Source organism: Citrobacter sp. Cpo045, from assembly GCF_030332875.1.
Classification (GTDB): domain Bacteria; phylum Pseudomonadota; class Gammaproteobacteria; order Enterobacterales; family Enterobacteriaceae; genus Citrobacter; species Citrobacter portucalensis.
In genome coordinates this window covers 81,817-95,182 of sequence record NZ_JAOWGZ010000105.1, presented here as the reverse complement: position 1 = coordinate 95,182, position 13,366 = coordinate 81,817, and the positions used below count along the sequence as shown (strand labels likewise).

Below are 13,366 nucleotides of genomic sequence, written 5' to 3'. Positions count from 1 at the left end.
GGCGGCAACTGCCGCCTGCTTTTCAGGGTTTCCGGGTCACCGGAACGTCTAATTGCTTAAGCTCATCAACAAAGCATGATGGCGCGTCTTTGCTAAACAGTAGCCATACCCGATGCCGCGCACGCGTTAGCGCCACATACAGCAACCGTCTCTCTTCTGCATCAGGAAAATCTTCAACAGCCGGGAGTAACGCCTCCTCCATAATCGACTCGCGGGCCGGAGCCGGGAAACCGTCATTCCCTTCATGAAGCCCCATAACAATGACGTAATCCGCCTGCTGCCCTTTGCTGGCATGAATAGTCATAAAATCCAACTGCAGCTTGGGCCAGCGGGTGGCCGCTTTGTCCAGGCTGGCAGGTTTGAGATGATGGTATCGCGCCAGCACCAGAATTCTCTCTTCGGCTTTTACAAAACCCGACAGCTTATCCAGCAACAGATCTAACTGGCTTTCGTCGAGCAACGTGACGGCTTTTTTATCACCGGTCGCCAGACTGTTCAGCGGTTTTGTGAGCTGGTGTGGGTTTTGTTGGATAAACTGGTTTGCGACTTCGCCAATACGGCTATTAAAACGGTAAGTCGTATCCAGATTACAGCTATCGCCCTCACCAAAATTTTGCTGGAATGCGGTTGTCAGAGAAAGCTGTGCTCCGCTGAACCGGTAAATGGCCTGCCAGTCATCTCCCACGGCAAACAGCGTGGTCTGCGAGTTTTGCTTACGCAAGGCGGCTAACAGGGCGGCGCGCTGAGGGGAAATATCCTGAAATTCATCGACCAGAATATGTTTCCACGGACTGATAAACCGCCCCTTCTCCAGAATGACAATAGCCTGATGGATCAACCCGGAGAAATCGACGGCATTCTCATCCTTCAGGGCACTCTTCCAGGCCTTGAGCAGCGGCGCCATTAGCTTTATGCGTTTACTGAACAGATCACGGATCTCCTCCGGAGCATTAGCAATCATCTCCGCCCGTGCTCCGCCATGCATACGCATCAAACTAACCCAGCGATCCAACCGGGAAGCCAGACGGCGCTGTAATTTTTCGTCATCCCAGAAGTTACCTTCGGGTACAGACCACTGCATTTCTTCTTCTAACCATTGTCGCCAACCTTTAGCCTGAGCCTTTTTCTCACTGCACTGCTGACGCCAGGTTGTTATAAAGAGTTTGTTGCGCGCGATAGCATCATTTTCAAGCTTGCTCACCGTTGGAACTTTTTTGCTACCTTGCGAAATAATATGCAACGCCAGTGAATGGAACGTCCGTGCGGTGACCTCATCCGTATGCAGACGCTCACGGATGCGGTCATCCATCTCCTGGGCGGCTTTGCGTCCAAACGCCAGCAACAGGATTTGTTCTGGTGCGGCTTCTCCTCGTGCAAGCAACCAACCAGCCCGAGCAACCAACACAGATGTTTTACCGCTTCCAGCACCTGCAAGTACCAACAATGATTGCTCACCATTCACCACCGCGCGCGCCTGAGCAGGGTTCAACGGCGAAGATTCAATATGCTGGAAAAACTCGGCATACTCTTCCAGCATTGCATCGGTGTACGCCTGATTGTGCTGTAAGCGACAGGCTTCAATGTCTTTCAACCATGCCTGGCATTGACGTAACGCCTCCCGGCAATTTTCAAATTCCTCCAGCCGATTAACCGGGAGCGGTAACGCGGCAAAGGCACGGCGAATCTGCTGCTGCAGCCCTGACGTTTGTTCGCGCGTCAGCCATTTACTTTCACTAGTACGCGCCTCTATCGCATCCAATTGCTGCTGTAAAACCCCGGCAGCAACGTCACTCATTTCCTGGCTCCACTGTTGCCAGAGCGCATTCAAATGATGATGGAAGCGCTGGGTTTCCGCCCACTCTGTACCGTGAAGACGAACCACCTTCTCATCCGGGAGTACAAACTCCAGCTCGCCCCATACCAGGCCGCGTTTGCAATGAATAGCCAGTAACTGATTGAAGGGAATAAGATACTCGTGACGATCGCCGGAAACTTTAATCCCGGCATTGAGAATAACGGCCCGATCGTAAGGGTGTTGTGCCAGACGTTTTCCAAGAGAAGTTGCTTTCAGTTCCATAAGACTCAAGCGGATCCACACGAAGAGGTTTGCTTATCAGTGTAACCGCCAGAGAAAACGTGCTCCAGCCCAAAAAAACGTTACAATTGCCGAATTCACAGAAAACCAGAGTTAACCGAGGGTTTATGCGTACTGTTCTGAATATTTTAAATTTTGTGCTTGGGGGGTTCGCCACCACCCTGGCCTGGTTGCTGGCAACGCTGGTCAGTGTCGTGCTTATTTTTACTTTACCCTTGACCCGTTCATGCTGGGAGATAACCCGACTTTCGCTGTTTCCCTATGGTAACGAAGCGATTCATGTCGATGAACTGAATCCGGCCGGTAAAAGCGTCCTGTTAAATACCGGCGGCACCGTGCTCAATATTTTCTGGCTGATTTTCTTCGGCTGGTGGTTGTGCCTGATGCACATTATCTCTGGTATTGCTCAGTGCATTACGATTATTGGTATTCCGGTTGGCATTGCAAACTTTAAAATCGCTGCCATTGCGCTCTGGCCGGTGGGTCGCCGGGTGGTTTCAGTAGAAGTTGCCCGTGCAGCGCGTGAAGCCAATGCACGTCGTCGTTTTGAATAATCAGGACCGATGGCCTTTATGTTAAGTCCTCTGCTCAAACGCTATACCTGGAACAGCACATGGCTGTACTACGTGCGGATTTTTATCGCGCTATGCGGCACAACGGCGCTACCCTGGTGGCTGGATGACGTCAAGCTGACTATCCCACTCACGCTGGGTATGGTCGCTGCCGCACTTACCGATCTGGACGATCGTCTCGCGGGCCGATTGCGCAATTTAATCATCACACTGGTGTGCTTTTTTATTGCCTCAGCCTCCGTTGAACTGCTCTTCCCATGGCCATGGCTGTTTGCTATTGGTTTAACGCTTTCCACCAGCGGCTTTATTCTGCTGGGGGGATTAGGCCAGCGCTATGCAACTATTGCTTTTGGTGCATTGCTGATCGCCATTTACACGATGCTGGGCACCTCACTTTACGATCAGTGGTATCAACAACCCATCCTGCTGCTCGCTGGCGCTATCTGGTATAACCTGCTGACGCTCACCGGACATCTTCTGTTCCCCATCCGCCCCTTACAGGACAATCTGGCACGCAGCTACGAACAGTTAGCGCACTACCTGGAACTGAAATCGCGTCTTTTTGACCCCGACATAGAAGATGAAAGCCAGGCACCGTTGTATGATTTAGCTCTCGCGAATGGCCAACTGATGGCAACGCTGAATCAGACTAAAGTGTCGCTGCTGACCCGCCTGCGCGGTGACCGTGGACAACGGGGAACACGTCGCACGCTACATTACTATTTTGTGGCGCAGGATATTCATGAACGCGCAAGCTCTTCACACATTCAGTATCAAACGCTACGCGATCATTTCCGTCACAGCGATGTGATGTTCCGTTTCCAGCGGTTGATGTCGATGCAAGGGCAAGCCTGTTCACAATTATCTCGCTGTATTTTATTGCGCACGCCTTACCAGCACGATCCGCACTTTGAGCGCGCCTTCACCCATATAGATGCCGCACTTGAGCGCATGCGTGCCAGTGGTGAACCTGCCGACCTGCTCAATACGCTGGGTTTTTTACTGTCAAACCTACGGGCAATCGACGCGCAGCTTGCTACCATAGAGTCTGAACAGGCTCAGGTACTCTCGCGCAATGAGTCTGAAAATCAGCTTGCCGATGACAGTCCCCATGGATTCAGTGATATCTGGTTACGCCTGAGCCGTAATTTCACCCCTGAGTCTGCTCTGTTTCGCCATGCCGTTCGCATGTCGTTAGTGCTCTGTGTTGGTTATGCCATTATCCAGATAACCGGCATGAATCACGGATACTGGATCTTGCTGACCAGCCTGTTTGTCTGTCAGCCAAACTACAACGCCACCCGACATCGCCTGGCGCTCAGGATTATCGGCACGTTGGTTGGGATTGCCATTGGTTTACCGATCCTGTGGTTTGTACCCTCTCTCGAAGGGCAGCTGATACTCCTGGTGATCACTGGTGTACTGTTTTTTGCCTTTCGCAACGTCCAGTATGCACACGCCACAATGTTTATCACGCTGCTGGTGTTACTGTGCTTTAACCTGCTCGGCGAAGGCTTTGAGGTTGCACTGCCGCGTGTCATCGATACGCTAATTGGCTGTGCTATCGCCTGGGCTGCTGTCAGTTTCATCTGGCCAGACTGGCGTTTTCGTAACCTACCACGGGTAATTGAACGGGCGACTGACGCTAACTGCCGCTACCTTGATGCAATTCTCGAGCAATATCATCAGGGTCGTGATAATCGTCTGGCCTACCGTATCGCTCGCCGTGATGCGCATAATCGTGATGCTGAACTCGCCTCCGTGGTATCAAACATGTCAAGCGAGCCGGATGTCACGGCCCAAACCCGCGAAACGGCGTTCCGTTTACTGTGTCTCAACCATACGTTTACCAGCTATATTTCTGCGCTGGGCGCACATCGCGAACAGCTGACCAATCCAGACGTTTTGGCATTGCTGGATGACGCCGTTTGCTATGTTGATGATGCCCTTCACCATCAACCCGCTGACGAGCAGCGTGTATATCAGGCGTTAGAAGGGCTGAAGCAGCGAATTCAGCACCTGGAACCACGCCCGGACAGTAAAGAGCCGCTGGTCGTTCAGCAAGTTGGGCTATTGATCGCCCTGCTCCCAGAGATCCGGCGATTACAGCAGCAAATTGACGTGCTGCCGTCTAATACCCCGGCTCCGGCGTAAGAGAACTTACCCACTCAACCAGCTCCTGGCGACGCGTCGCCGGGAGCGCGGCTTCATGTATCCCCCCTACCGCGCCTTCAAGGGCATAGAGTACTTTTACCGTCAGAGCCGGGTTATTTTGCCGAAGTTTCAGCCAGCACATTTGTGCTCCCAACGATCGCATGGTCCCCTCATCTTTAATTCCTGCTTCATTCAACAGAGTCTCCAGATGAAACGTCATATTCGGCAATTCCCGCAGACGATGCTGGGCAAAGCGACTCTGTTTTTCCTTAACCGCTGCATCCAACGAATATCGCGATAGCGACACCAGCTGCTGCTGGTTTTGCCACAGGGCATCGTTCACCTGGTAATAATTAAGTACAAGAGGACGTCCGCGCTTAATAAATGTCAGCCAGACAGGAGAATTTTGTACACAATACTGGGCGCTCTGCTCACAGGCGCGAAGATACAGCTCACCATTAGCGACCATGGCAAAGACCGTATCGCCAACCGTCAGACTGTAGCCACCAAACAGTGAGCGATAGTGAATTGTCCCCAGAGAAGCCAGATATTCCTGCGATTTATAGATCCTTGCATAAGAAAGCTCTTTCATAAAAATCCTTTTTAAATCATAACGTAAGAAAATGATTTTCAGTAGCGGATCCGTTAATGACGAAAATAGGCAACTTATGCGTATGGGGCAAGATGAATTTTATTTTTCCCGTGACGACGACTAAAAAATGCGAACCTGTTTCCGAAAATAAGGTTGATCTTTGTTGATGGCAGGGTTACTGTATATCCATACAGTAACTCACAGGGCTGGATTGATTATGTACACTTCAGGCTATGCAAATCGTTCATCGTCGTTCTCTTCCACATCAAGCAACATTGCGCGCGTTTCATCAGAGAACGCAACCGCTGGGCTTATCAGTGAAGTTGTCTATCGCGAGGACCAGCCCATGATGACACAACTGCTGCTGCTTCCCCTGCTGCAACAGTTAGGGCAACAATCACGCTGGCAGCTGTGGCTGACGCCTCAGCAAAAATTAAGCCGGGAGTGGGTGCAGTCAGCTGGACTTCCATTGACGAAAGTCATGCAAATTAGTCAGCTCTCCCCCTGCAATACGCTGGAATCGATGATTCGTGCGCTGCGCACGGGTAATTACAGCGTCGTTATTGGCTGGCTGGCGGAAGAATTAACGGAAGATGAACATGCCGAACTGGTCAAAGCGGCTGATGAAGGTAATGCGATGGGTTTTATCATGCGTCCGGTTCGCGCCCAGACACTTGCGGGGAGACAGCATTCCGGGCTAAAAATTCACTCGAATTTGTATCATTGAGTAAAATTAGGATTTATCCTGGAATTTTTTTTTCATCTCTCAATTTGTCTTTGAGCTGTAATGTGTTTTTCGTCTGAACGCTTGTCTGAAGCGGTTTTCAGGATATCCTCAGTACATTTATTCAGCCATAAATGTTAAATATTGTGTATACAAGCCTTTTTTTTTCATATGCCTGACGGACTTCACACTTGTAAGTTTTCAACTACGTTGTAGACTTTACATCGCCAGGGGTGCTCGGCGTAAGCCGCAGATATCGGTAGAGTAACTATTGAACTGGTCCCCGGGTGAAGGATTTAACCGTGTTATCTCTCTTCGGAGATATTCATGGCGAATTTTGGATGATAACGAGGCGCAAAAAATGAAAAAGACAGCTATCGCAATTGCAGTGGCACTGGCTGGTTTCGCTACCGTGGCGCAGGCCGCTCCGAAAGATAACACCTGGTACGCTGGTGCTAAAATGGGCTGGTCTCAGTACCATGATATTGGCAACAACCAGATCAACAACGCCGGTCCTACCCACGAAAGCCAACTGGGTGCCGGTGCGTTCGGTGGTTATCAGGTTAACCCGTACGTTGGTTTTGAAATGGGTTACGACTGGTTGGGCCGTATGCCGTACAAAGGCTACAACGACTCGACTCACAACAACGGCGCTTTCAAAGCTCAGGGCGTTCAGCTGACCGCTAAACTGGGTTACCCAATCACTGACGATCTGGACGTTTATACCCGTCTGGGTGGTATGGTTTGGCGTGCAGACGCTAAAAACAACACTAACTTCAAAGACCACGACACTGGTGTATCCCCAGTATTCGCTGGTGGCGTAGAGTATGCAATTACTCCTGAAATCGCTACCCGTCTGGAATACCAGTGGACCAACAACATCGGTGACGCGAACACCGTTGGCGGTCGTCCAGATAACGGTCTGTTGAGCGTTGGTGTTTCTTACCGTTTCGGCCAGCAGGAAGAAGCAGCTCCAGTAGTTGTTGCTCCGGCTCCGGCTCCAGAAGTACAGACCAAGCACTTCACTCTGAAGTCTGACGTTCTGTTCAACTTCAACAAAGCAACTCTGAAACCAGAAGGCCAGCAGGCTCTGGATCAGATGTACAGCCAGCTGAGCAACCTGGATCCGAAAGACGGTTCCGTAGTAGTTCTGGGCTTCACTGACCGTATCGGTTCTGACGCTTACAACCAGGCTCTGTCCGAGAAACGTGCTCAGTCCGTTGTTGATTACCTGATCTCTAAAGGTATTCCTTCTGACAAAATCTCTGCACGTGGCATGGGTGAATCCAACCCAGTTACTGGCAACACCTGTGACAACGTGAAAGCTCGCGCTGCACTGATCGACTGCCTGGCTCCGGATCGTCGTGTTGAGATCGAAGTTAAAGGCATCAAAGACGTTGTAACTCAGCCTCAGGCTTAAGTTATCGTCTTATAAAAAACCCCGCTATGCGGGGTTTTTTTTCATCTGTTTTCATCCAAAGTAAGCCACGCATTAAACCAGCCGACCGCTACTCTTTCCCCAGCAACGCCTGTAAATCCTGTTTCAATGTCGACATTTTGTTCGCGTACTTCTCTTTATGCTCTGCGTCTTCAATTAGCTGCACAATAGTTTCAGAAAGCGTTTTTCCGCGCCGCTGCGCAAGACCAGCCAGACGCTGCCAGACCATAAATTCCAGATCGATGGATTTCTTCCGGGTATGCTGATGCTCAGCATTAAAGTGCCGCTTGCGCCTGGCACGTATGGTTTGTTTCATACGATTAAGCAGCGCAGGATTCATATGTTCTTCAATCCAGCTATTGACCCGAACCGGTTCATTTTCGAGGGTTAGCAATAAATCAACGGCTTCTTTGGCAGCGCTGGCCTCGACGTAACGGGTGATTAATTCCCCCTCACGATGCTTCTTCACCAGATACTTCCATTTCCAGCCGCTTTCAAGGTTTTCAAGTTGTTGATATTTCATTGCGTTCTCAATGTTACCGTGTAACTCTTATCAGAATATCAGCTTTTTCGGCATCTGAAGAAAAGAATATCCAGCCTGTGAACTGTCGCGCGTCATCACAACCGTTTCGCGGTGCTTTCCAGGTGTTTAGTGGTGAGGGTTACGGTATAATCTCGTTTTTTACAACAGACTAAAAAACATCAACTTTGACCATTACGAAACTTGCATGGCGTGATCTGGTTCCTGATACCGACAGTTATCAGGAAGTATTTGCACAGCCGCACGTCACTGACGACACCGACACCTTACTTAGTGATACTCAGCCACGTTTACAATTCGCGCTAGAGCAGCTTCTTCAGCACTGGACAACATCCTCGTTCATGTTGGTAAAAGCACCGGAAGAGCTTGAGTATCTCAACCTTATTGCAAAGGCTGCACGTCCCTTGCACACGGATGCAGGAAGCCTGACTGGCGGTCATTACGACATCTTCGGTCACACTATTCGTTATCGTACAGCTGAGAAAGCGGAAGACAATTTTGCGACGTTGACGCAGGTGGTCAGCGCTGACTGGGCCGAAGCCGAACAACTGTTTGGCTGTCTGCGTCAGTTCAATGGCGAAATTACGCTGCAGCCAGGTCTGGTACATCAGGCCAATGGAGGTGTGCTGGTTATCTCATTGCGCACGCTGTTGGCCCAACCGCTGTTATGGATGCGCCTGAAAGCCATTGTCAGCCACGAGCGTTTTGATTGGGTGGCTTTTGATGAGTCTCGCCCGCTGCCTGTCTCCGTTCCGCCTATGCCGCTTAAACTGAAAGTGATTTTGGTGGGTGAGCGTGAATCGCTGGCGGATTTCCAGGACATGGAACCAGAGCTGGCTGAGCAGGCCATTTACAGCGAGTTTGAAGATAATCTGCAGATAGTGGATGCCGAAACCATGACGCAGTGGTGTCAATGGGTCACGCATACCGCCATGCGCAATAATTTGCCTTACCCCGCTCCTGATGCCTGGCAGGTTCTGATCCGTGAAGCCGTTCGCTATACCGGTGAACAGGATACATTGCCGCTTAACCCGCTGTGGATCACCCGACAGTTCAAAGAGGTGGCTCCGTTATGCGAGGGCGAAACCTGCAACGCTGAACAGTTCAGCCTGATGCTGGCTCAGCGCGAATGGCGTGAGGGATTCCTGGCTGAACGCATGCAGGATGAAATTCTGCAAGAGCAGATCCTTATCGAGACGGAAGGCGAGCGTATTGGCCAGATCAACGCCTTGTCGGTGATTGAGTTTCCGGGCCACCCACGCGCATTTGGCGAGCCTTCTCGTATCAGTTGCGTCGTGCATATTGGCGACGGCGAGTTTACGGATATTGAGCGCAAAGCCGAGCTTGGCGGAAATATTCATGCCAAGGGTATGATGATTATGCAGGCGTTCCTGATGTCGGAACTCCAGCTGGAGCAACAAATCCCCTTCTCTGCCTCGCTGACCTTTGAGCAATCTTACAGTGAGGTGGACGGTGACAGCGCGTCTATGGCAGAACTGTGCGCATTGATTAGCGCTCTCGCCGACGTTCCTGTAAATCAAAGTATCGCCATTACCGGTTCTGTCGATCAGTTTGGTCGGGCACAACCTGTCGGTGGTCTGAATGAGAAAATTGAAGGTTTCTTCACCATCTGCCAGCAGCGTGAGCTGACGGGCACGCAGGGCGTTATCATTCCTTCGGCTAACGTCAGACACCTCAGCCTGCAGCCTGCGCTGCTACAGGCCATAGAAGAAGAAAAATTCACTATCTGGGCGGTGGACGACGTGACCGATGCGCTGCCACTGTTGTTAAATCTGGTGTGGGATGGCGAAGGCCAGACAACGCTGATGCAAACCATTCAGGAGCGTATTGCCACGGCAACGCAACAGGAAGGTCGTCACCGTTTTCCATGGCCGCTACGTTGGCTGAACTGGATTATTCCGAACTGATCGGACTTGTTCAGCGTACACGTGTTAGCTATCCTGCGTGCTTCAATAAAATAAGGCTTACAGAGAACATGGTAGATAAACGCGAATCCTATACGAAAGAAGACCTTCTTGCCTCTGGTCGCGGTGAGCTGTTTGGCGCTAAAGGGCCACAACTGCCAGCACCAAGCATGCTGATGATGGACCGTGTCATCAAGATGACCGAAACCGGTGGCAACTTTGACAAAGGTTATGTTGAAGCTGAACTGGATATCAACCCGGACCTGTGGTTCTTCGGTTGTCACTTTATCGGCGATCCGGTGATGCCGGGCTGCCTGGGTCTCGACGCCATGTGGCAACTGGTTGGATTCTATCTCGGATGGCTGGGCGGCGAAGGTAAAGGCCGTGCGCTGGGCGTAGGCGAAGTTAAATTCACCGGTCAGGTTCTGCCGACCGCGAAGAAAGTCACTTACCGCATTCACTTCAAACGCATCGTTAACCGTCGCCTGATCATGGGCCTGGCAGATGGTGAAGTGCTGGTTGATGGTCGTCTGATCTACACTGCAAACGATCTGAAAGTGGGTCTGTTCCAGGACACTTCCGCGTTCTAATCCAGAACTGCGAAGCATCCAGACATTAACGTTTCCCCGTTTTATCTGGTGTGCAAAAAGGCGAAACCTCCGCTCTGCGGAGGTTTCTTTTATCTAAAGAGACAGAATCAGGCCATTAAAACCCTATCCCCCATGGCTTCTCGCCAGCCTCCCAGCCAGTATGACCTCTGATTCAGCGTCTGATAGGGACACATTTCTTTTGAGCGTCCGGCAATGCCGGCCTGATATCCACGTTGATGTGCCCGTTCCAGGCGATCTCGTTTTTGTCTCTTCATGCCTCGTTTCCCTCATTTTTGGGTCTGGTGGAAAAGAAAACAGTGATTACTAAGTGTGCAATCACACTAAACGAATACCCCTAAACATCAGGCTCGTCAATGCGCAAAATTCACGCCAGTGTCATATTTGTGAGCTAGCCTCTAAATCATTTGTACAAAAATAGTCAGTCAGAACAGCTATCTTCACGGCTAAAAAAATAAAAAAAACCGCCCCGGGCAATGAACCAGGGGCGGCATAATTTACAATTATTTAAGCTTAAGGGATGCGTTTCAGCTCTTGAGCAATGGCCGTTGCTTCCTGACTCCAGGCGTTGGCAAGAACCTTCACCATCTCATCGTAGCCGTCTTTAGTCTGTACAGCTTCGATGTGGAACGGGCGTTTGATCAGTTGTCCCTGATGATTCAGCAACCATTCACCGCTCACAATAACCTTACCATCGTACCGACCGTGGAAGCCGGTTACGGTAACGTTCAGCGTATCCTGAGTGCTTCCCAGCGGCTGTGAAGCGACAACCCAGCCAGGCAACTGCATACTGAGGTTCGCAACCAGTGTATTGCGCAATTGCTGATCTAATGGGCTGGCCCAGAGATTATTATTGGCTATCACATATTTCACATCGCTGGTCTGGTAAACCACCCCATTACCGGCCAGATAATCAGGTACCGCAATCTGTTCAACCCACAGCAGACGGTTTCCCTGATTGGCAGAACTCTGCACTCCGCCTTGTGCGATAGGGAGCTGGTAATAGCTTTTATTTTCTCCGCTGGAGCTGCATGACGTCAGCCAGACCGCCATCATCACCACTAGCCACTTTTTCATTGTTTCGCCCTCTTCGGCTCTGGATCTTTTTTGTCCTTCGCTTCAAATACCAGCGCATTACTCTTATCGTTCAACGTTTTCAGTACCGGTTGCAGTTCACGCAGTACCTGATCAAGACGCTGCATATCCGCCACCATCTTGTTGTAGGCCGCGGAACCAGGCTGGAAGCCCTGCATACTACGATTCAGTTCACGTAGCGTGTTCTGCATATCCGCCGGCAGATCCTGCATCGACTGGCTGGACGTGATCTTGTTCATGTTATCCAGCGTGGTTTGCAGATGTTTCATCGTGCGTTGGCTTTCCGACAGCGTATTGGTTGCCTGCTCAATCATCGGGTTCAGCGGCAGATTGTTAATCTTATCCAACGCTTCCATCAGACGCTGTTGGATCTGCGCCAGACCACCGCTCACGGTCGGAATAATTTGATAACCATTGAATTCGCGTACACCGGTAATCGGCGGCTCTTTCGGGTAGAAGTCGAGATCGACATACAGCGCGCCGGTTACCAGGTTCCCGGTTTTGAGCGATCCTCGTAATCCTCGTTTAAGCAGTTGCTCCAAATGAGCGCCAACATCGGTATCTTCTCCCAGCTGTGCCTTCAGACGTTCAGGTTCAATACGCACCAGCACCGGAATGCGGTAATCATTGTTAAATACCTGACGCATATTCGGTGAGAAGAAAGGTACTTTACTCACCGTACCCAAGCGGATGCCACGGAATTCCAGCGGTGCACCAGGCTGTAGGCCACGAATCGAATCTTTAAAGAACATCAGGTAATCAATATGATCGGTATACAGGGAATCCTGAATACTTTTTTGATCGTCATAGAGGTTAAATGAGGCCTGCTGCTCAACCGGTTGACCTTGTTCCAGTCCTTCGGGCACATCAAAACTTACACCACCGCCAAACAGCGTGGAGAGCGATCCCATTTCTACGCGCATACCTGCTGAGGTAAGATCTACGGCGATCCCGCTGTCTTTCCAGAAACGTACATTGCTGGTCACCAGACGATCGTTAGGCGCATTGATGAAAAGCTGATAGCTGATCGTACGCTTTTGCGCATCAAACGTGCTGGTTTCAACCGAGCCCACACGATAGCCGCGGAAAAGCACCGGATCGCCTGGGCTCAACTGACCGGCTTTTTTGCTGTCCAGAATCACACGGATCCCTTTTGCATCTGGCGGGGCCAGGGGCGGTGAATCCAGCAGTTGGTAATTTTCCAGCTTACTGCCTTTATTGCCGGGCTGCAGTTCAATATAAGCCCCGGACAATAGCGTGCCGAGCCCACTGATACCTTCACGTCCAACCTGCGGCTTCACCACCCAAAAGACAGAATCTTTATGCAGCAGCTTTTCCATTCCGGAGTTAAGACGCGCTTTAATCTCCACATGGGTCAAATCATCAGTCAGGGTTGCGCTCTCGACGATACCGACATCCACGCTGCGGCTCTTAATCGTCGTTTTGCCCCCTTCAATACCTTCGGCATTGGTGGTAATCAGCGTGACTTCCGGCCCCTGATGACTGTAGTGATAAAACAGTACCCACGCGCCAATGAGTGCAGTGACGATAGGGAATATCCACACGGGCGACCAGTTTTTTACCTTTTGCACTTTGGCTTCCCCACTTTTAGATTCCATGCT

Annotated in this window: 12 protein-coding genes; 6 read left to right on the top strand and 6 right to left on the bottom strand. The window is 50.8% G+C overall.

Features of this window, described 5'->3' with window-relative positions; all coding sequences use genetic code 11:
* Positions 1 to 22: 22 nt before the first annotated feature.
* Positions 23 to 2,077, bottom strand: coding sequence for a DNA helicase IV (gene helD, locus OGY13_RS21440; RefSeq protein WP_213752050.1), 2,055 nt, complete (start codon positions 2,075 to 2,077; stop codon positions 23 to 25).
* 125 nt (positions 2,078 to 2,202) lie between these two features.
* On the opposite strand from helD, the gene OGY13_RS21435 reads away from it, so the two are divergent.
* Both OGY13_RS21435 and yccS read left to right on the top strand, forming a co-directional pair.
* Positions 2,203 to 2,649 (top strand): YccF domain-containing protein, encoded by a 447-nt coding sequence (locus OGY13_RS21435; RefSeq protein WP_003831998.1) that lies wholly within the window; start codon positions 2,203 to 2,205, stop codon positions 2,647 to 2,649.
* 18 nt (positions 2,650 to 2,667) lie between these two features.
* Positions 2,668 to 4,821, top strand: coding sequence for a YccS family putative transporter (gene yccS / locus OGY13_RS21430; protein WP_032944368.1), 2,154 nt, complete (start codon positions 2,668 to 2,670; stop codon positions 4,819 to 4,821).
* Here yccS and OGY13_RS21425 read toward each other — a convergent pair.
* Positions 4,799 to 5,413, bottom strand: coding sequence for a TfoX/Sxy family DNA transformation protein (locus tag OGY13_RS21425; protein ID WP_003831996.1), 615 nt, complete (start codon positions 5,411 to 5,413; stop codon positions 4,799 to 4,801). The genes yccS and OGY13_RS21425 overlap by 23 nt on opposite strands.
* A gap of 217 nt (positions 5,414 to 5,630) precedes the next feature.
* Between OGY13_RS21425 and sulA the strand changes: the two genes are divergently transcribed.
* Complete coding sequence (gene sulA / locus OGY13_RS21420) at positions 5,631 to 6,140, top strand: SOS-induced cell division inhibitor SulA (RefSeq protein WP_008784287.1); 510 nt, start codon at positions 5,631 to 5,633, stop codon at positions 6,138 to 6,140.
* Positions 6,141 to 6,498: 358 nt separating this feature from the next.
* Positions 6,499 to 7,557, top strand: a complete 1,059-nt coding sequence (gene ompA, locus OGY13_RS21415) for a porin OmpA (RefSeq protein WP_174770486.1) — start codon at positions 6,499 to 6,501, stop codon at positions 7,555 to 7,557.
* Between the two features lie 88 nt (positions 7,558 to 7,645).
* Here ompA and matP read toward each other — a convergent pair whose 3' ends face one another.
* Positions 7,646 to 8,098 carry a macrodomain Ter protein MatP gene (matP, locus tag OGY13_RS21410; protein WP_032942905.1) on the bottom strand — a complete coding sequence of 151 codons (453 nt, stop codon included), beginning with the start codon at positions 8,096 to 8,098 and terminating at the stop codon, positions 7,646 to 7,648.
* Positions 8,099 to 8,283: 185 nt separating this feature from the next.
* Here matP and OGY13_RS21405 point away from each other — a divergent pair, with 185 nt between their 5' ends.
* Both OGY13_RS21405 and fabA read left to right on the top strand, forming a co-directional pair.
* Positions 8,284 to 10,044, top strand: a complete 1,761-nt coding sequence (locus tag OGY13_RS21405) for an AAA family ATPase (protein ID WP_213752051.1) — start codon at positions 8,284 to 8,286, stop codon at positions 10,042 to 10,044.
* A 68-nt stretch (positions 10,045 to 10,112) separates the two neighbouring features.
* Positions 10,113 to 10,631, top strand: a complete 519-nt coding sequence (gene fabA / locus OGY13_RS21400) for a bifunctional 3-hydroxydecanoyl-ACP dehydratase/trans-2-decenoyl-ACP isomerase (RefSeq protein WP_003035875.1) — start codon at positions 10,113 to 10,115, stop codon at positions 10,629 to 10,631.
* A gap of 107 nt (positions 10,632 to 10,738) precedes the next feature.
* Here the strand turns inward: fabA and rmf are convergent, their stop codons facing one another.
* The 3 genes from rmf to pqiB form a co-directional block, all read right to left on the bottom strand.
* Complete coding sequence (rmf, locus tag OGY13_RS21395; protein ID WP_003035871.1) at positions 10,739 to 10,906, bottom strand: ribosome modulation factor; 168 nt, start codon at positions 10,904 to 10,906, stop codon at positions 10,739 to 10,741.
* Positions 10,907 to 11,162: 256 nt separating this feature from the next.
* Positions 11,163 to 11,726 (bottom strand): membrane integrity-associated transporter subunit PqiC, encoded by a 564-nt coding sequence (gene pqiC, locus OGY13_RS21390; RefSeq protein ID WP_071444985.1) that lies wholly within the window; start codon positions 11,724 to 11,726, stop codon positions 11,163 to 11,165.
* Entirely contained in the window at positions 11,723 to 13,363 is a 1,641-nt protein-coding gene (gene pqiB, locus OGY13_RS21385; protein WP_048235695.1) for an intermembrane transport protein PqiB, read from the bottom strand. The genes pqiC and pqiB overlap by 4 nt, the downstream gene beginning before the upstream one ends.
* Positions 13,364 to 13,366 lie beyond the last annotated feature (3 nt).

Bases quoted from the DNA above. Each gene is read 5' to 3' on its own strand.
- helD (WP_213752050.1), bottom strand. From the start codon at position 2,077: ATGGAACTGAAAGCAACTTCTCTTGGAAAACGTCTGGCACAACACCCT.
- OGY13_RS21435 (WP_003831998.1), top strand. From the start codon at position 2,203: ATGCGTACTGTTCTGAATATTTTAAATTTTGTGCTTGGGGGGTTCGCC.
- yccS (WP_032944368.1), top strand. From the start codon at position 2,668: ATGTTAAGTCCTCTGCTCAAACGCTATACCTGGAACAGCACATGGCTG.
- OGY13_RS21425 (WP_003831996.1), bottom strand. From the start codon at position 5,413: ATGAAAGAGCTTTCTTATGCAAGGATCTATAAATCGCAGGAATATCTG.
- sulA (WP_008784287.1), top strand. From the start codon at position 5,631: ATGTACACTTCAGGCTATGCAAATCGTTCATCGTCGTTCTCTTCCACA.
- ompA (WP_174770486.1), top strand. From the start codon at position 6,499: ATGAAAAAGACAGCTATCGCAATTGCAGTGGCACTGGCTGGTTTCGCT.
- matP (WP_032942905.1), bottom strand. From the start codon at position 8,098: ATGAAATATCAACAACTTGAAAACCTTGAAAGCGGCTGGAAATGGAAG.
- fabA (WP_003035875.1), top strand. From the start codon at position 10,113: ATGGTAGATAAACGCGAATCCTATACGAAAGAAGACCTTCTTGCCTCT.
- rmf (WP_003035871.1), bottom strand. From the start codon at position 10,906: ATGAAGAGACAAAAACGAGATCGCCTGGAACGGGCACATCAACGTGGA.
- pqiC (WP_071444985.1), bottom strand. From the start codon at position 11,726: ATGAAAAAGTGGCTAGTGGTGATGATGGCGGTCTGGCTGACGTCATGC.
- pqiB (WP_048235695.1), bottom strand. From the start codon at position 13,363: ATGGAATCTAAAAGTGGGGAAGCCAAAGTGCAAAAGGTAAAAAACTGG.